Here is a 15,972-nt window from a genome sequence, read left to right as displayed (position 1 = left end):
TTTTTTTTCATGGAAGTTTATAAAGAAATTTTTATGAAAAGAGCTATTCAATTAGCTAGAAATGGATTAGGGCGTACATCTCCTAATCCTATGGTAGGATGTGTGATAGAAAGAAATGGAGTGATCCTTTCAGAAGGATGGCATAAACAAGTAGGAAATTTTCATGCAGAAGTAAATGCCATTAAAATGGTAAAAAACGTTCTTTTATTTTTTGATTCAACTCTTTATGTAACATTAGAACCATGTGTTCATTTTGGAAGAACACCTCCTTGTGTTGATTTAATTATTAAAAATAATATTCCTAGAGTAGTGATAGGGATACGAGATCCTTGTAATAAAGGATTAGGGATAAAAAAATTAAAAGATTCTGGAATAGAAGTTATAGAAAACGTATTAAAAGATAAATGTCGTTTTTTGAATAAACGTTTTTTTACTTTTCATGAAAAAAATAGACCTTATGTTATATTAAAATGGGCACAAGACAATAACGGGTTTATGGATTATTATTCTCTGAAAAGAAAAAAACGTTTTTGGATTAGTGGAATTTATTCTAGACAATTGAGTCATAAATGGAGAACAGAAGAAGACAGCATTTTGGTAGGAAAAAATACTGTTCTAAATGACAATCCAAAATTAAATGTTAGAAAATGGTTTGGAAATAATCCTATAAGGATTATTTTTGATAGAAATTTAAATATATCTACTTCTTATTTTGTTTTAAATGGGAAACAACAGACAATTGTTTTTACAGAAAAAAAAAAAGAAAATAAGAAAAACATAGAATTTATTCAGATTCCTTTTGATAAAGGAATCGTAAAAAACGTATTAAATCATTTATATCAAAAAAAAATTTTATCCTTAATTGTAGAAGGAGGAAAATTCACTTTAGAAAGTTTTATAAAAGAAGATGTTTGGGATGAATCCAGAATTTTTATCTGTTGTTGTTATTTTCTAGAAGAAAAAGGATTACCAGCTCCCATAATAAAGGGAAAAACATTTAAACATGTTGATATTGATGAAAATGATAAGTTGATTGTTAAAATTCCATTTTAGTTTTTTCATGAATTCATTTCAATAAAAATTGGATAGTATCTATGTTATCAGCATAATCCTCTAATTTAGGAAATTGAGCATTTCCAAAAGCCACTTCATTTGAAAAAATATCATTTGCAATGATACATTGTAAATGTTCTTTGTTTTTTTGAATAGAACTTTTAAGATGATTCAAATTTTTGTAAAATTCATAATAAACTACAGATATTGGACTATGATAATTTTTTTCTTCTTTGAAAAGAACTAAACTATTCTTTATTAAAGGGATTTTATTCATAGTATAAATAGAAAGATAATAATTGTAATTATCAATGTATTTTTTATTTTTTTTTATATATTCAAAGGGATAAGATTTTTCTAAAATTAAATTTAAATCATAATTATAAGGGATAAATATTTTTCCTACGCTTCTACACCCCTTTCCTGAATAAGTGAATATATCTCTGTTTAAGAGCATTAAATTTTGTTTTTTTTCATTTCCTTGTATTATAGCTATAGATGTTCGACTTTTTCTAAGAATCATAGGATATTTACGAAAGTAATATTCAAAATAACGAGATGTATTATGACTTCCAGTTGCTATTACATAACTGAATTCTTCTTTAAAAATATTTTTAGTAAATTTTATTTCTTTTTCCAATAAAGGATTTATATCAATGATAATTTTACATAAAAAAGGAAGTAATAAATTATCTTCTTCAGATAATTTAATTAAAATCCGATGTCTTGATAAAAGAACGCATAAAAAATCATGAAACCCAACCATAGGGATGTTTCCCGGCATGACTACTAAAACTGTTTTTTTTTTTTTAGGAAAAGATTCAAAATAGTATTTTTTTATCCAAGATTCTATCTTATCCTTTTGAAGGAGATCTCCCCAATGTCCAATAGTAATCAATAGATCTTTTCTTCTAAACCAACTGTTTTTAAGAGGAATTTTTTCAATAAGATTTTGAAAAGGATAGAAAAATTTAGTAAAAGGACTAGAGGTTTTTTTTTCCTTTTCATAAAATTTCTTAAATTCTCGTAAAAAACAACCTAATTTATCAAAAACTTCTATTATGGTTTTTTTCATTTTTGTTGATTTATTAAATTCCTAAATTTATTTTGAATGTCCATAAAAATTACGGAAGAATGTATTAATTGTGGAGCATGTGAATCAGAATGTCCAAATCAAGCAATTTATGAAGGAGGAAAAATGTGGAGAATGTCAGATGGAACCAATTTATTAAAGAAAAATAAAGGATCAAAATCAAAAAAAAATATTTATTTTACTTCTGGTTTTCAGATTCCTAAAAAACAGGAAATTTATTTTATAGTTTCCGAAAAATGCACAGAATGTGTTGGTTTTTATGAAGAACCTCAATGTGCAATGATTTGTCCAGTGAATTGTTGCGTATTAGATGAAAATCATTTGGAATCTAAAGAAGATCTTCTGAAGAAAAAGAAATTTTTACACGATTAAAAAAATTTTTAAATGCTCATCAGAAAAGTAAATGTATTATTATGGAGCCTCAATATTTGGAAATAAAACAAGCTTTTAAAAATTGGAAAAAAATAGTTAAGCCATTTTATTATCCAAACAATTATAAGGCATTAATTCATATTTTTAACACTTTTATTCCATTTATTTTTATTTGGATAATAATAGTATTTTATATTTTTAATTATTCAAAATATTTAACAATTTTATTATCTATATTAAATTCATTTTTCTTAATTAGAATATTTATTATTCAGCACGATTGCGGACATCAATCTTTTACTACTTCAAAAAAGGTTAACAATGTGTTAGGTTTTGTTTGTAGTTTTTTGACATTAATTCCATTTAAATACTGGGCAAAATCACATAATTATCATCATGCACATAATTCTCAATTGGATTTCAGGGATATAGGAGATATTAGAATTTTGACTGTTTGTGAATATCACCAATTGAGTTTGTTGAAAAAAATAAGATACCGAATGTATCGTTCATTCATTATAATGTTCTTTTTAGGTCCTATCTATTATATTTTGATACATAATAGATTGCCATTAATACGTATAAGAGGATGGAAAAAAGAAAAATTAAATCTTTGGATTAGCAATCTTTGTTTTTTATTTTTTTATGTATTTATAGGATTTTTTATAGGATTTTTGAAATTGTTATTCATACAGTTTCCAATTGTTATTTTTTTTTCTATTGTAGCTGTATGGGTTTTTTATGTTCAACACCAACACAATCCTAATTATAAAGAATGGAAAATTAATTGGGATTATTGCATAGCTGCTATTAAAGGAAGTTCTTTTTATAAATTACCAAGAATAGTTCATTGGTTTACAGGGAATATAGGATTTCATCACATTCATCATTTAGCTCCAAACATTCCTTTTTATTATTTGCAAGATTGTCATAGGAAAAATCCTATTTTTGATAAGTATGTAACAAAAATAAATTTTTCAGGGAGCTTAAAATGCATTAGTTACAAACTTTGGGATGAAAAAAACAAAAAAATGATAAGTTTTAAATCTTATAATAAAAAGAAGAAAAATAAAAATGATAGAAAAAATTAATTCTGATTGGTTTTTTTATTTAAAAAATGAAGGGAAAAAACCTTATTTTAAAAAGTTGATCAATTTTGTTAGTATGGAATATAAAAATCACACTTGTTTTCCAGAAAAGAAAAATATTTTTTCATCTTTAAATTATTGTCCTTTTCAAAAAGTGAAAGTAGTAATCTTAGGACAAGATCCTTATTACAAGAAAAATCAAGCTGATGGATTTTCTTTTTCTGTTCCATCTGGAGTTTCTTTTCCACCTTCATTAAAAAATATTTTTATAGAAGTCAATAATTCTTGTTTTAAGAATAAGAAAAAAAAATCATTTACAAATAGCGGATCTTTAATTGTTTGGGCAGAACAAGGAGTTTTACTATTAAATTCCATTTTAACAGTAAGAGAAGGGAATCCAGGATCTCATAAAAACCAAGGATGGGAAATTTTTACTGATCAAATTATACGAATAATTTCTAAAAAAAAAAAAATGTTGTTTTTCTATTATGGGGAAATTATGCTAAAAAAAAAGAATCTATAGTTAATTCATTTTATAAAAACAAACATTATGTTTTAAAAACATCGCATCCATCTCCGTTTTCTGCAAATTTTGGATTTTTTGGATCTAAACATTTTTTAAAAACTAATCAATTTTTACATAAAATAGGAAAAAAAATTATTTCTTGGTAACCAACCAAACTGAGATTATTCTAATTATAGATGTAAAGAATGATTTTCAAAACTTAGTAATGCGGCTTCTTTGACAGCTTCACTAAAAGTAGGATGTGGATGACAAATTCTATATATATCTTCTGAAGAAGCACGAAATTCCATCGCAACAGTTGCTTCCATAATCATGTCTGAAACATGTGCCCCTATCATGTGAACTCCTAAAATTTCATCTGTTTTTTTATGAGAAATAATTTTTACAAATCCTTCATTATTTCCACTTGCACTAGATCTTCCTAAGATTTTCATAGGAAAAAAACCAGTATTGTATTCTATTCCTCTTTTTTTTATTTCATTTTCTGTATTTCCAACGCTCGATATTTCAGGGAAAGTATATACTATTGATGGGATTAGATCGTAATTAATTTTATTAGGTTTTTGTCCGGATATATGTTCTACAACATACAATCCTTCTTCTTCTGCTTTGTGTGCTAACATTTTTCCTCCTATCACATCTCCTATGGCGTAGATATTCTTTACAGAACTTTGTAAAAAATCATTAACTGTAATGAATCCTTTTTTGTTTTTTTTTATACCTATATTTTCTAATCCTAGATTTTCTGTATAAGGAGATCTTCCAACGGATATAAGGCAATAATCTCCTATATAGATTATTTCTTTTCCATTATTTTTATCTTTGACGTGAACTGATACTTCTTCATTTTTTGAAATGATATTGGTAATTAATGAAGAAGTTTTGATTTGAATAGAAGACTTTTCTAATATATTTTTAATTTCTTGACTTAAGGAATGATCCATATTGGATATAATTCTATCCATTGAATCAATAATAGTAACATGACTCCCTAATCTATTGTAAATTGATCCTAATTCTAATCCAATAGCCCCCCCTCCAATTACTATTAATCTATTTGGGATTTCATTCATAATAAGTGCTTTTGTGGAGGAAAGAATTCTTTTTTTTTCAAAACTTGAAAATGGAAATCCTAAAGGGATAGCCCCTGTGGCTATTATACAATATTGAAATTGTATTTCTTGATCACTAGCACTAGAACTATTTTTTTTTTCAATAGAAATAACATTTTCTTTTTTAAAAGAAGCTATTCCTTGATAGAAATCAATATTGTTTTTTTTCATTAAATATTTGACTCCATTACTTATTTTTTTTACAATTTCATTTTTTCTATTCATCATTTTTTTGAAATCTAAAGAAAGTTGATTGTAAAAAATTCCATGTTCAGGATAATAGTTTTTTTTAGATAATAAAAAATAATATTTGGAAGAATCTAGAAGAGATTTAGAAGGAATGCATCCTACATTTAAACATGTTCCTCCTAATTTTGGATATTTTTCTATAATAGCAGTACGAAATCCAAGTTGACTTGCGCGAATAGCAGATATGTATCCTCCGGGGCCAGATCCTATAACAACAAGATCATATGAATTATTATGCTTCTTCTTATTATTATGTATCATTATGATAGTTATTTTCTTTTTTTTCTGTCTGTTATGTTAATGTTAAACTAAACAACAAAGTTACATATTTAATATATATGCAAATATTAATGGAGCTACAATTGTAGCATCTGATTCTATAATAAATTTTGGAGTGTCTTTGTCTAATTTTCCCCAAGTTATTTTTTCATTTGGAATAGCTCCTGAATAAGATCCATAACTAGTAGTAGAATCTGAAATTTGACAAAAATAAGACCAAAAAGGAGTAGGATGTAATCCTAAGTCTTGAGAAAGCATGGGGACAACACAAATGGGAAAATCTCCTGAAATTCCTCCCCCTATCTGAAAAAATCCTATTTTTTTATGAATAGATTCTTTTTGATACCATTTTGCAAGATACATCATGTATTCTATGCCATTTTTTATAAGAAATGGTTGAAATAATTTTTTGATGCAATATGAAGAAAATATATTTCCTATTGTACTATCTTCCCAACCTGGGACAACCATGGGTAAGTTTTTTTTTGCCGCAGCTAATACCCAACTATCTTTTGGATTTATATTATAATATGGTTCTAAAATATTTTCTAATAATAATTGATAAATATATTCATGTGGAAAATACCGGACAGATTTTTCTTTAGCCCTTTTCCATATATTAAAAATGTGTTTTTGCAAAAGTTTAAAAGATTGTTCTTCTGGAATACATGTATCTGTTACCCGATTGAATCCTTTTTTTAAAAAGTTTTTTTCCTCATCAGGAGTTAAATCTCTATAATTAGGAATTATTTTATAATGAGAATGAGCTATTAAATTTGTGACATCTTCTTCTAAATTAGCACCTGTACAAGAAATTATGTGGACTTTATTTTTTCTAATCATTTCTGCCAAAATTTTTCCTAATTCTGCTGTACTCATAGCTCCCGCTAAGGAAATCATCATTTTTCCATTATTTTTGATATGCTGTTTATATGCTCTAGCAGCTTCTGATAAAGTTAAAGCATTAAAATGTAGAAAATATTTATCAATAAATGAAGTGATAGAATCTTTCATAATTTTTTTTGTAATTTTATCTAGCTATTTGTACCGCTCTAGTTTCTCTGATAACTGTTACTTTGATTTGACCTGGATAAGTCATTTCATTTTTTATTTTTTCTGTTATATCACAAGATAATTGAAAGGCTTTTTTATCATCTATTTTTTTACTTTCTACTAAAACACGTAGTTCTCTTCCTGCTTGAATAGCAAATGCTTTATTGACTCCATCAAAACTGAAAGCTATATCTTCTAAATTTTTTAATCTTTTTGAATAGGATTCGAAAGAATTTCTTCTTACTCCTGGACGTGCTCCGCTAATAGAATCCGATATTTGTACAATAGGAGAAATTAAGACTTTCATTTCTATTTCATCATGATGCGAACCTATTGCGTTACATACTTCCATATTTTCTCCATATTTTTCTGCCCACTGCATTCCTAAAATGGCATGGGGGAGCTCTGATTCTGTATCAGGAATTTTACCAATATCGTGTAATAGTCCTGCGCGTTTTGCTAGTTTAGAATTTAATCCTAATTCTGAAGCAAATATTCCAGATAAATGAGCAACTTCTCTAGAATGTTGCAAAAGATTTTGGCCATAAGAAGAACGATATTTCATTCTTCCTATCATTTTAATTAATTCAGGATGAATTCCATGAATTCCTAGATCTATTATATTTTTTTTTCCTATTTCTACTATTTCTTCTTCAATTTGTTTTTCTGTTTTTGCTACTATTTCTTCAATTCTTGCAGGATGTATCCGGCCATCTATTACCAATTTGTGAAGAGATAATCTAGCGACCTCTCTTCGGATAGGATTAAAACAAGATAAAAGAATTGCTTCTGGAGTATCGTCTACAATAATCTCTACACCAGTTGCTTTTTCTAAAGCTCTTATATTTCTTCCCTCTCTTCCAATTATTCTTCCTTTAACATCGTCTGATTCTATATTGAATACGGAAACTGCATTTTCTACTGCTTTTTCTGTCCCAATTCTTTGAATAGCTTGAATGACAATTTTTTTTGCTTCTATTTTTGCAGTTAGTTGAGATTCTTCTATAATATTTTGTATATGTGATTGTGCTTTTATCTTTGCTTCCTCCTTAAGAATTTCAATTAAATCATTTTTAGCTTCTTCAGAAGAGTAATTGGATATTTTTTCTAGTAATTCTATTTGTTTGAAATGCATATTGTTAAACTCTTCTTGTTTTTTTTGAAGAATCTTGGATCTTTTTTCGTAATCATGAATTTGTGTTTCTAGTCTATTATTTTTTTTAAAATAAATTTCTATTTCTTTGGATAATCTATTTTCTTTTTCTCTTATTTTTTTTTCTATATCAATTATTTTTTTCTCTCTAAAATGAACATCTTTTTCATGTTTAAATTTAAGTTCTATAAATTTTTCTTTTGCTTGAAGCATTTTTTTTCTTTTTATAGATTCCCCTTCTTTTTCAGCGTTTTTTATAATTCTTTTGACTTGAAAATTGGCTTTTTCTAATAATTGAATATATTTTTTCAGTATGGTTTTTTTTCCAAAAAAATAACATGTAATAATTCCAATCATAAACCCCATTAAAACAGAAAATACAACATTTATTTTCATATTTTTTACTTAATTTAAATAAAAATAAAATAGACATTTTAATAACATTTTTTAATAAAAATCAATAAGTAAAAACTATAAAATTTCTTTTACAAAGAATCACGATAAATATACAAAATTAATGGTGAGATTTTTTTTATTTTTTATTTTAAACTAATTGTATTTTAGTAATTTACAATTTAATGAAAAGAATATATTTAGATCATGCAGCTACAACTCCTGTCAGAAGTGAAGTAATCAAAGTTATGTTAAAGACATTAAAAGAATCATTTGGAAATCCATCTTCTATACAACATAGTTATGGGAGAAAAACTCGTTCTATCATAGAAAAATCTAGAATTCGTATAGCAAAAGAAATTAACGCTGATCCATATGAAATCATTTTTACTTCAGGTGGTACAGAAGCTAATAATATCGTTTTGAGATCTGCTATAATAGATTTAAAAGTCAAATCTATTTTGACTTCTCCATTGGAACACGATTCTGTATTACAAACAGTTTTAGATTTGTCCTATAAATATAAAATTCTTGTAGAATTTGTTCGTATTCAAAATAAAGGTGTAATAGATTTGAATCATCTAGAAAAAATATTAAAAAAGAATTTTAATAAAAAAAAAATGCTTGTTAGTTTAATGTATGCTAATAACGAAATAGGAAATTTATTGGAAATAGATAAAGTACTTTCTCTTTGTAAGGAATATAATGCTTATTTTCATTCAGATACTATTCAAATAATAGGAAACATTCCAATTAATATGAAAAAGTTTCCTTTTGATTTCGCAACGGCCAGTGCTCATAAATTTTATGGCCCTAAAGGAATAGGTTTTGTGTATATTAAAGAAAAAATCATAAAAAAAATAAAACCATTAATGACCGGGGGAAACCAAGAATATGGGATTCGTTCAGGAACGGAAAATGTTTATGGAATTGTAGGATTAGCAAAAGCTATGAATTTATCTTATTGCAATTTTACAAATCATCTAGAAAAAATAAAAAATTTAAAATCTTATTGTATATCAGAATTGAAAAAAATCATTCCAGATGTTATTTTTAATGGATTATCAGATTCTCTTGAAAAAAGTATTCCTACTATATTAAATATTTTTTATCCAAAGAAAGATAACTTATTATATTTCCATTTAGATTTAATGGGCATAGCTATATCAAACGGAAGCTCTTGTAAATCAAATAATTTTAATACATATAAAAATGTTTCTCATGTTATTCAATCTATTACAAATAATAAGAAGCTATTAGAAACAATGATGCCTATAAGAATTTCTTTTGGAATTTTCAATGAAAAAAAAGATATTGATTTTTTAATAGAAGCTTTAAAAAAGAAAATAGAAAGTTGATTCTATTAAAAAATTTTAAATATATTTATGCAGTTAGATAGAAATTCTAGTTATTAAGTAGAATGAATCAATGTCATTTTATTCAATCTTCTGTTGGAAGTAAAATAGTTATGGCGATGACTGGTTTTTTTCTCATGTCTTTTTTATTGTTGCATTTAAGTGTAAATCTTTTTCTTTTTTCTGGAGAAGAATCGTTTAATGAAGCAGTTTCTTTTATGAGAAAAAATGTCATTGTTAAAATATTGGAATATGTTCTTGCATTAGGATTTATTGTTCATATTCTTTTTGGAATAAGATTACATTTTAAGAATAGAAAATCTAGAGGAAATAGAAATTATGCTATGCAACAATCAATTTCCTCATTTGGTAGCCGTACTATGATTTACACAGGTTTTTTAATTTTATGTTTTTTGGTTTTACACTTAATGAATTTCATGATTCCTATGAAATATTCTTCTAATCACAATTTAAATTCGGATTATAACGTCGTTATTTCATTGTTTAAAAATCCTATATATACGTTTTTGTATGTTTTTTCGTTTCTTATTTTAGGGATTCATTTGAATCATGGATTTCAATCATCTTTTCAATCATTAGGGTTATCCAATAAAAAAAGATTGTATTGGATACAGAAATTAGGTTGTATTTATTTTTGGATTATTTGTTCTGGTTTTTCTATTATAGCTATTTGGTTTTTTCTCATTCAATGGGAAACTAACTAACTACCTACTTACTGGTAAAATGAAAATTTTAATTGGATGATTCAAAATTATTTTAAATTAAACTCAAAAATCACGAGTGGTAAACTTACTCATAAATGGAAAAATCATAAATCTACTTTAAAATTAGTATCTCCTAATAATAGATCTAATCTAGAAATTATAGTAATTGGAACAGGTCTTTCTGGTGGTTCTGCTTCTGCTACTTTAGCTGAATTGGGGTATAAAGTGAAAGTTTTTTGTTATCAAGATTCTCCTAGAAGAGCTCATTCTGTTGCTGCGCAAGGTGGAATTAATGCTTCTAAAAATTACAAAGGCGATAATGATTCTGTTGATCAACTTTTTTATGACACTATTAAAGGTGGAGATTATAGATCTAGGGAAGCAAATGTTTATCGTTTAGCAGAAATTTCTTCTAATATTATTGATCAATGTGTTGCTCAAGGTGTTCCATTTGCTCGTGATTATGCTGGATATCTTGAAACCAGATCTTTTGGAGGAACTAAAGTTTCTAGAACTTTTTATGCAAAAGGACAAACGGGACAACAACTTTTGTTGGGGTGTTATTCAGCTATATCAAGACAAATTGGAAAAGGAAGAATTAAAATGTATAATCGTCATGAAATGCTTGATTTAGTTGTTATAGAAGGAGTAGCTAGAGGGATTATTTCAAGAAATCTAATTTCTGGGAAAATTGAACGTCATGTAGCTCATGCAGTTGTTATTGCATCTGGAGGGTATGGAAATGTATTTTTCTTATCTACTAATGCGATGGGATCTAATGCAAGTGCCATATGGAAAGTTCATAAAAAGGGTGGATTTTTTGCAAATCCTTGTTTTACTCAAATACATCCCACCTGTATTCCAGTTCATGGAAATTATCAATCTAAACTGACATTAATGTCAGAATCATTGAGAAATGATGGTCGTATATGGGTTCCAAAAAAAGTGGAAGATGCTATTTCTGTACGAAATGGAGATAAATTCCCTGAAGAAATTTTTGAAAAAGAAAGAGATTATTATCTTGAAAGACGTTATCCATCGTTTGGAAATCTTGTTCCAAGAGATGTTGCTTCACGCGCGGCTAAAGAACGTTGTGATAAAGGGTTGGGAATAGAGAATAATGAAACAAAAGAAGGGGTTTTTTTGGATTTTTCTTCTTCTATAGAGAAGTATGGAATAGAAAAAGCAAATGAACTTGGAATAAAAAATACAACTTCTCAAGAAATTAGAAAATTAGGAGAAAGTGTGATGGAATCTAAATATGGAAATTTATTTCATATGTATGAGAAAATAACTAATCAAAATCCTTATAAAAATCCTATGAAAATTTACCCTGCTGTTCATTATACTATGGGGGGGATATGGGTTGATTATAATTTAATGTCTTCTATAAAAGGATGTTACGTAATAGGAGAAGCAAATTTTTCAGATCATGGTGCTAATCGTCTTGGAGCATCTGCATTAATGCAAGGATTAGCTGATGGATATTTTATTTTGCCATATACTATATCAGATTATTTATCTGAGTATATTATACATGATTCAAAAAACATATCTACAGAACATGAGGAATTTGATAAATCTGAGAAAGATGTAAAAGATAGAATAAAACAATTCCTTTCCAAGTCGGGCGATTTTTCTGTTGACTTTTTTCATAAAGAGCTTGGAAAAATAATGTGGAAAGATGTTGGAATGAGTAGAAATTATACAGGATTGTCTAAATCCATAAAAAAAATACAAGAACTTCGTAAAGAATTTTGGAAAAATGTTTTTGTCCCTGGAAATATAAATGATGGATTGAATTTAGAATTAGAAAAAGCGGGACGTGTAGCAGATTTTTTAGAATTAGGAGAGTTAATAGCAATGGATGCTTTAAATAGAGAAGAATCTTGTGGAAGTCATTTCAGAGAGGAATATAAAACAAAAGAAGGAGAAGCTCTTCGTGATGATATTCATTACAAATATGTTTCTATATGGGAATATAAAAAAGGAAAACCTATTAGTGAAGAAATCATGCATAAAGAAAAGTTATCTTTTGATTTTGTAAAATTGCAATCTCGTTCTTATAAATAAAAAAAATAAATACTTATTTCTTATGAAGAAAGGATTACTCAATTTTATATTAAAAATATGGAGGCAAAAAAGTCATAAAGAAAAAGGATGTTTTAAAACTTATAAAATTCATAATATATCTCCTGATAGTTCCTTTTTAGAAATGTTAGATCTTTTAAATAATCAAATTTTATATAGTAAAAAAAAAGAATCTCCTATTTCATTTGATCATGATTGTAGAGAAGGAATTTGCGGAATGTGTTCTTTATATATAAATGGAAGAGCTCATGGACCAGATAATTTAGTAACAACGTGCCAGTTACATATGCGTCGGTTTCATGATGGAGAGACTATATATATTGAACCTTGGAGAGCGACCCCTTTTCCTGTAATTAAAGATCTTGTTGTAGATAGATCTTCTTTGGATAGAATTATTATATCAGGAGGATTCATTTCCGTGAATACATTTGGAAATACAGTAGATGGAAACATGATTCTTATTCCAAAAGAAAATGCAGATAAAGCTTTTGATGCAGCTACATGTATTGGATGTGGAGCGTGTGTAGCAGCATGTAAAAATAGATCCGCCATGTTATTTGTTTCCGCAAAAGTTTCACAATTTTCTTTTCTCCCTCAGGGAAAAATAGAAAGAAAAAAACGTGTATTAAATATGGTAAAAAAAATGGATGAAGAAGGATTTGGAAGCTGTACTAATACTAAATCTTGTGAAATAGAATGTCCAAAAGGAATTTCTACAGAACACATTTCTTTTTTAAATAAAGAATATATTCTCTCATATACATAAAATTTTTTCTAAAAAAATAAGATCTTTTTTTTAAGATTCATATTATCTTATCAGAAAATGGAATATTTAGATTTTGAAAAACCTATAAAAGAAATTCAGGATCAATATATAAACTGCATTTTAATAGAAAAAAAAAGCGGTGTAGATATGAAAGAAGTTTGTAATCGATTACAATCTAAATTGGAACAAACTATTAAAAAATTACATAGTCAATTAACTCCTTGGCAAAGAGTTCAATTATCTAGACATCCGAATAGACCTTATACATTAGATTACATTCTTTCTATCACAAAAAAAGATTCTTTTATTGAATTACATGGAGATCGTCATATTGGAGATGATAAAGCTATGATAGGTGGATTTGGAAAAATAGAAGATATAACTTTTATGTTTATAGGAACTCAAAAAGGTAAAAACACTAAGGATCGTCAGTATAGACGATTTGGGATGCCTAACCCAGAAGGGTATAGGAAAGCGTTACGTCTTATGAAACTTGCTGAGAAATTTCGTAAACCAATTGTATCTTTTATAGATACTCCAGGTGCTTTTCCGGGAATTGAAGCGGAAGAAAGGGGGCAAGGAGAATCTATTGGAAAGAATATTTATGAAATGATGTCTTTGAAAGTTCCTATAATTGTCCTAATTATAGGAGAAGGAGCGAGTGGAGGGGCATTAGGAATTGGAATAGGTGACAAGGTTTCTATGATGGAGAATTCTTGGTATTCTGTTATTTCTCCTGAAAGTTGTTCCACAATACTTTGGGGGAATTGGGATAAAAAAGAAAAATCAGCAGAATCTTTGAAATTAACAGCAGAAGATATGCATAAATTCAATCTTATAGATGATGTTATTAAAGAACCTTTAGGTGGGGCTCATTTTCGTCCTGAATTAGCATATAAAGTTGTTAAAAAAAAAATCATGAAATATTATCAACAATTATCATTTTTTGATACAGAAGTTCTTATTCAAAAGAGAAAGAATAAGTATATTTCTATAGGTTTTTTTTATGATTAATTATTATTATTTATTATTTTTATTGGAATTTTTGTAAATCTCATGATAAAAATGAATTATCTCGTCCAAGAGGAAGAAAATAAATTTCGTTCAAATTTCAAGAAAAATGGAAAAATACCTCCTCAAGCATTGGATTTAGAATACGCGATAATAGGCGCTATGATGATAGATAAAAAAGGATTAGATGAAATTATTGATATTCTTTTTCCTGAAGTTTTTTACAAAAAAGAACATCAAGAAATATTTTGCGCTATTCAAAAATTATATCATCATTCTAAACCGGTAGATATCTATACTGTTTCTAACCAACTTCGTAAAGATGGAAAGCTTGAATTTATTGGGGGGGAGATCTATTTAATAGAACTCACCCAGAAAGTGATTTCTTCTGCACATATAGAATATCATAGCAGAATAGTTCAACAGAAGTTTATACTTAGAAAATTGATCAGCATTTCTTCTAAAATTATAGAAAACTGTTATGATGAAAGGACGGATGTTTTTGAACTTTTAGATCAATCGGAATCTAAAATTTTTGAAATTAATCAAAAGTATTTAAGATCTAAAAAGTACGAGAGTTCGCAAACTCTGATTGCGAAAGCTATTGAAAGAATAAAAAAAATAGGAGAAAATAAAAATGGGTTAAGCGGAATTTCTTCTGGGTTTTATAAAATGGATAAAGTAACTTCCGGATGGCAAAATTCAGATTTAATTATACTAGCTTCTAGACCTGGTATGGGAAAAACAACTTTTATGTTGTCAATGGTTAGAAATATTGTAATAGAACAAAAAATTCCAGTTGTTATTTTTTCTTTGGAAATGTCGTCTATTCAATTAATAACAAGATTAATTTCCTCAGAGTCTGGAATTTCTTCAGATAAATTGAAAAAGTCTTATTTCTCTGATTTAGATTGGAAACAACTTTTTATGAAAACTAAAAAATTAAAAGAAGCACCTCTTTTTATAGATGATAGTCCTTCTTTATCTATATTTAGTTTACGTGCAAAATGTCGTCGTTTGATCTCTCAGAATGGAATCAAATTAATTTTGATAGACTACATGCAATTAATGGGGGGGTGGTACAATCATGGATATTCTAGATTTATCAATAGAGAACAAGAAATATCAATTATTTCTAGAAGTTTGAAATCTATAGCAAAAGAATTAGATATTCCTATAATTGCTTTATCACAGTTATCTAGGGCTGTAGAAACAAGAGGTGGAAGTAAACGTCCTTTGTTATCTGATCTACGTGAATCTGGAGCTATAGAACAGGATGCTGATATTGTTTTATTTATTTATAGACCTGAATATTATGGATTCAATACCTGGGATACAGATGAAAGTGATTCTTCTTGTATTGGTCAAGCAGAAATAATAATCGCAAAACATAGAAATGGAGTATTGGATAAATTTCGGGTAAAATTTATAAGTACTCAATCCAAGTTTATGGATTTTGAAGAAAAAAAAATGTCTTCTTGGGAAAAAGACTATCAAAAAAATATTCTAGATAAAGAAAGTCAATCCAAGTTTATGGATTTTGAAGAAAAAAAAATGTCTTCTTGGGAAAAAGACTATCAAAAAAATATTCTAGATAAAGAAAGTCAATCCAAGTTTATGGATTTTGAAGAAAAAAAAATGTCTTCTTGGGAA

The 15,972-nt window shown here is 27.2% G+C and carries 13 protein-coding genes and 1 pseudogene; 10 read left to right on the top strand and 4 right to left on the bottom strand.

Features of this window, described 5'->3' with window-relative positions; translation table 11 throughout:
• Window positions 1-9: 9 nt before the first annotated feature.
• Window positions 10-1,053, top strand: coding sequence for a bifunctional diaminohydroxyphosphoribosylaminopyrimidine deaminase/5-amino-6-(5-phosphoribosylamino)uracil reductase RibD (ribD, locus tag H0H71_RS02430; RefSeq protein ID WP_185855955.1), 1,044 nt, complete (start codon window positions 10-12; stop codon window positions 1,051-1,053).
• Window positions 1,054-1,066: 13 nt separating this feature from the next.
• Here ribD and H0H71_RS02425 read toward each other — a convergent pair whose 3' ends face one another.
• The gene (locus H0H71_RS02425) at window positions 1,067-2,128 is read right to left on the bottom strand and encodes an acyl-CoA reductase (protein ID WP_185855954.1); all 1,062 of its coding nucleotides are present in this window, start codon (window positions 2,126-2,128) and stop codon (window positions 1,067-1,069) included.
• A gap of 36 nt (window positions 2,129-2,164) precedes the next feature.
• Between H0H71_RS02425 and H0H71_RS02420 the strand changes: the two genes are divergently transcribed.
• The 3 genes and pseudogenes from H0H71_RS02420 to H0H71_RS02410 all read left to right on the top strand — a co-directional run.
• On the top strand, window positions 2,165-2,518 hold the full coding sequence (locus H0H71_RS02420) for a 4Fe-4S binding protein (RefSeq protein WP_185855953.1): 354 nt from the start codon (window positions 2,165-2,167) through the stop codon (window positions 2,516-2,518).
• Window positions 2,519-2,559: 41 nt separating this feature from the next.
• On the top strand, window positions 2,560-3,609 hold the full coding sequence (locus tag H0H71_RS02415) for a fatty acid desaturase family protein (RefSeq protein ID WP_185855952.1): 1,050 nt from the start codon (window positions 2,560-2,562) through the stop codon (window positions 3,607-3,609).
• Window positions 3,593-4,185, top strand: a pseudogene (locus H0H71_RS02410) (uracil-DNA glycosylase); the annotation flags it as partial. The gene H0H71_RS02415 and the pseudogene H0H71_RS02410, both read left to right, overlap by 17 nt.
• Window positions 4,186-4,302: 117 nt before the next feature.
• Here H0H71_RS02410 and lpdA read toward each other — a convergent pair.
• From lpdA to rny, 3 genes are read right to left on the bottom strand one after another with little or no spacing between them, the layout of a single operon-like run.
• Window positions 4,303-5,754: a dihydrolipoyl dehydrogenase gene (gene lpdA, locus H0H71_RS02405; protein ID WP_185855951.1), complete on the bottom strand. Its 1,452-nt coding sequence runs from the start codon at window positions 5,752-5,754 to the stop codon at window positions 4,303-4,305.
• Between the two features lie 60 nt (window positions 5,755-5,814).
• Window positions 5,815-6,786 carry a deoxyhypusine synthase family protein gene (locus H0H71_RS02400; RefSeq protein WP_185855950.1) on the bottom strand — a complete coding sequence of 324 codons (972 nt, stop codon included), beginning with the start codon at window positions 6,784-6,786 and terminating at the stop codon, window positions 5,815-5,817.
• A 16-nt stretch (window positions 6,787-6,802) separates the two neighbouring features.
• Window positions 6,803-8,374 carry a ribonuclease Y gene (gene rny, locus H0H71_RS02395; protein WP_185855949.1) on the bottom strand — a complete coding sequence of 524 codons (1,572 nt, stop codon included), beginning with the start codon at window positions 8,372-8,374 and terminating at the stop codon, window positions 6,803-6,805.
• 182 nt (window positions 8,375-8,556) lie between these two features.
• Here rny and H0H71_RS02390 point away from each other — a divergent pair, with 182 nt between their 5' ends.
• The 6 genes from H0H71_RS02390 to dnaB all read left to right on the top strand — a co-directional run.
• On the top strand, window positions 8,557-9,729 hold the full coding sequence (locus tag H0H71_RS02390) for a cysteine desulfurase family protein (protein ID WP_185855948.1): 1,173 nt from the start codon (window positions 8,557-8,559) through the stop codon (window positions 9,727-9,729).
• Window positions 9,730-9,791: 62 nt separating this feature from the next.
• Window positions 9,792-10,451 carry a succinate dehydrogenase cytochrome b subunit gene (locus H0H71_RS02385; protein WP_185855947.1) on the top strand — a complete coding sequence of 220 codons (660 nt, stop codon included), beginning with the start codon at window positions 9,792-9,794 and terminating at the stop codon, window positions 10,449-10,451.
• Window positions 10,452-10,487: 36 nt separating this feature from the next.
• On the top strand, window positions 10,488-12,524 hold the full coding sequence (locus tag H0H71_RS02380; RefSeq protein WP_185855946.1) for a fumarate reductase/succinate dehydrogenase flavoprotein subunit: 2,037 nt from the start codon (window positions 10,488-10,490) through the stop codon (window positions 12,522-12,524).
• 22 nt (window positions 12,525-12,546) lie between these two features.
• A complete protein-coding gene (locus H0H71_RS02375) occupies window positions 12,547-13,308 on the top strand; it encodes a succinate dehydrogenase/fumarate reductase iron-sulfur subunit (RefSeq protein WP_185855945.1) in 762 nt (253 codons plus the stop codon).
• A gap of 57 nt (window positions 13,309-13,365) precedes the next feature.
• Complete coding sequence (locus tag H0H71_RS02370) at window positions 13,366-14,322, top strand: acetyl-CoA carboxylase carboxyltransferase subunit alpha (protein WP_185855944.1); 957 nt, start codon at window positions 13,366-13,368, stop codon at window positions 14,320-14,322.
• A 42-nt stretch (window positions 14,323-14,364) separates the two neighbouring features.
• Window positions 14,365-15,972 (top strand): replicative DNA helicase (dnaB, locus tag H0H71_RS02365; protein ID WP_185856492.1); only part of this gene is annotated, 1,608 nt, incomplete at its 3' end.

It is taken from the genome of Blattabacterium cuenoti (genome assembly GCF_014251375.1).
In the GTDB taxonomy this organism is placed as follows: domain Bacteria; phylum Bacteroidota; class Bacteroidia; order Flavobacteriales; family Blattabacteriaceae; genus Blattabacterium; species Blattabacterium cuenoti_K.
This window is presented reverse-complemented; position numbering and strand designations above follow the sequence as displayed.